The sequence below is a fragment of the Vibrio fluminensis genome, assembly GCF_015278125.1.
In the GTDB taxonomy this organism is placed as follows: Bacteria; Pseudomonadota; Gammaproteobacteria; order Enterobacterales; family Vibrionaceae; genus Vibrio; species Vibrio fluminensis.
On the sequence record NZ_JADILO010000066.1, the window covers coordinates 1 to 1,505 of the forward strand.

1 protein-coding gene is annotated in these 1,505 nt (G+C 44.1%); it reads left to right on the forward strand.

Features of this window, described 5'->3' with window-relative positions:
• The first annotated feature begins 104 nt into the window (after positions 1–104).
• Entirely contained in the window at positions 105–1,493 is a 1,389-nt protein-coding gene (locus tag IRQ95_RS21845) for an IS4 family transposase (RefSeq protein WP_194439894.1), read from the forward strand.
• Positions 1,494–1,505 lie beyond the last annotated feature (12 nt).

Consider the following 1,505-nt stretch of genomic DNA (forward strand, 5'->3'; position numbering starts at 1 on the left):
CCTGTCTCTTATACACAAATCCCCAAGCCACGGTTTGGGGATTTTTTTGAACTAATTTTAAATTTCATGATCTGATCATCTAAGCAATCACAAGGATGATTATCATGACTTATATAGAACCAACCCTTTGGGCACAAAAACAATTCGGTCAAGCCGACCTTAATGACCCAAGACGCACTCAAAGACTCGTTGCTCTCGCAGCCTCACTGGCCGAGCAACCCGGCGTACCTGTTTCGAAACTCATTATCTCACCTGCTGAAATGGAAGGGGCTTATCGCTTCATCCGTAATGAGCAAATCAAAGCAGAAGATATCGCAGAAGCGGGGTTTTATGTCACCGCACAAGAAGCATTAAACCAACAAACACTTCTTGCCTTAGAAGACACCACTTCTCTCAGTTACTCCCATCGCAGCGTTCGAGATGAACTCGGGCACTCTAATCAAGGCAATCGACATCGTGCTCTGTTCGTACACTCAACCTTACTTTTTGCTCCCGACACTCAATCTGTTATTGGTTTAATTGAACAACAGCGTTGGACTCGTGATATAGAAAAGCGAGGTCAAGGGCACCAGCATGCGACTCGCCCATACAAAGAGAAAGAGAGTTATAAGTGGGAACAAGCCTCTCGCCATGTTGTTGAACGACTTGGCGATAAAATTTCGGATGTCATTTCGGTGTGCGATAGAGAAGCCGACCTATTTGAATACCTCACTTACAAGCGAGAACAACAGCAAAGATTCCTCGTTCGCTCAATGCAAAGTCGCTGTATTGAAGAGCATGATAGTCGTCTTTATAGCTATGCCTCTACCCTGTTATCAGCCGGAGAGAAAGTGCTCGAAATACCGCAAAAAGGCGGTCGTAAAGCTCGCAAGGCTCATTTAGATATCAAATATGCCCCCGTGACACTAAAGTCTCCTGCAAACAAGAAAGAGTTCGATAACATTCCGCTTTACTATGTGGGATGTATAGAACAGGGAGAGAGTAGCGATAAGCTTGCATGGCACTTACTGACTTCAGAGCCGATAACGAGCAAGGAAGAGGCACTCAAAATCGTCAGTTATTATGAGCGGCGCTGGCTAATAGAAGATTTTCATAAAGTCTGGAAAAGTGAAGGGACTGAAGTTGAGCAACTGAGAATGCAAAGTAAAGACAACTTAGAAAGGCTTAGCATTATTTTGGCTTTTATCGCGACTCGGTTACTCCAGTTGAGATTTATGAATGAATCAGACGAGTTATCTAAGAGCAGTTGTGAGCAGGTATTAAAAGGCAAAGCATGGAAGCTCATGTGGTTAAAGTTGGAGAAGAAAGAACTACCGAAAGAAGCACCAGATATATCATGGGCTTACATAGGTATTGCGCGGTTAGGAGGGTGGAAAGATACCAAGCGGACAGGTCGTGCTTCTATAAAAACCTTATGGCAAGGATGGTTTAGGTTACAAACCATCCTTGAAGGGTATGAACTCGCTAAGTCTCTTGAGCAACAAGACTTGTGATCAAGAGACAGG

Bases quoted from the DNA above. Each gene is read 5' to 3' on its own strand.
- IRQ95_RS21845 (WP_194439894.1), top strand. From the start codon at position 105: ATGACTTATATAGAACCAACCCTTTGGGCACAAAAACAATTCGGTCAA.